Raw genomic sequence first — 1208 nt, forward strand, 5'->3', positions numbered from 1 at the left:
CAGCACGGCGATGATGCGGGTGGTCTCGGCCGGGGTGGTGGCCAGCAGCATGCTTTCGGTGATCTCCAGGATGAGGGCGGCCGGGGGCAGGCGGTGGCGGGTGGTGGCGGCCAGGACGTGGTCGGCGAAGGCGGGGTCGCGTAGTTGGCGGCCGGAGATGTTGACGGTGACGGCCAGGTGGTGGCTGGTGTGCCAGCGGGCGGCGTCGGTGCAGGCCTGGTGCAGGGCCCAGTGGCCGATGTCGGTGATGAGGCCGGTGTCTTCGGCGATGGGGATGAACACGTCGGGGGGGACGGGGCGGCTGTCGGTGGGGGTCCAGCGCAGCAGGGCCTCGACGGCGCGGATGGTGCCGGTGCGCAGGTCGACGACGGGCTGGTAGGCCAGGGACAGTTCGTTGCGGGTCAGGGCCTGGCGCAGGCCGGCGGCCAGGCGGGTGTGTTGCAGGCGGGCGGTGCGCAGGGTGGTGTCGAAGGGGGTGAGCTGGTTTCTGCCGGCGGCTTTGGCGGCGTACAGGGCCAGGTCGGCGTCGCGGAGGGCTTCGGCGGGGGTGGGGGTGGTGTCGGGGGTGGGGGTCCAGATGCCGATGCTGGTGGTGAGGTGGATGTCGTGGGGGCCGAGCCGGTAGGGGGTGGCCAGGGTGGTGAGGATGCGGCGGGCCAGGGTGGTGGCCGCGGTGGGGGTGGTGGCGGGGAGCAGGAGGGCGAATTCGTCGCCGCCGAGGCGGGCCAGGGTGTGGCCGGGGCGGGTCAGGGCGCGCAGGCGGTGGGCGACGTCGATGAGCAGGTCGTCGCCGATGGGGTGGCCGTAGGTGTCGTTGACGTCTTTGAAGCCGTCCAGGTCGAGCAGGAGCAGAGCGGGACCGGTGGGGGCGTCGGCGGCTGCGGTGCCGACGTCGGGGCCGGGGCCGGGGCCGGTGTCGGGGCCGGTGGGGCCGGTGGTGGGGGCTGGGGGGGTGGTGAGGGCGTGCTGCAGGGCCTGGCCGAGCAGGGTGCGGTTGGCCAGGCCGGTGAGGGGGTCGTGGGAGGCGCGGTGGGACAGGCTGCGCTGCAGGAGTTCCTGGGTGTGCAGGGCGGTGGACAGGTCGCGGGTCTGGGTGGTGAGTTGCTCGGTCTGGCGGTCCAGGGCGGCGGCGTGGGTCTCGGCCAGGCGGGCGACGGTGTTCAGGCGCAGGACCAGCAGGACGGCCAGCAGCACCGTCAACCCCATGA

Annotated in this window: 1 protein-coding gene; it reads right to left on the reverse strand. The window is 74.0% G+C overall.

Annotated elements, in window-relative coordinates; genetic code table 11:
• Positions 1-1208, reverse strand: a 1208-nt coding sequence (locus FHS22_RS37200; protein ID WP_184948893.1) for a putative bifunctional diguanylate cyclase/phosphodiesterase, incomplete at both ends; no start/stop codon positions are given.

Origin of the sequence: Thiemannella venezuelensis, assembly GCF_014203605.1 — a bacterium.
GTDB classification, from domain to species: Bacteria; Actinomycetota; Actinomycetes; order Streptosporangiales; family Streptosporangiaceae; genus Planomonospora_A; species Planomonospora_A venezuelensis.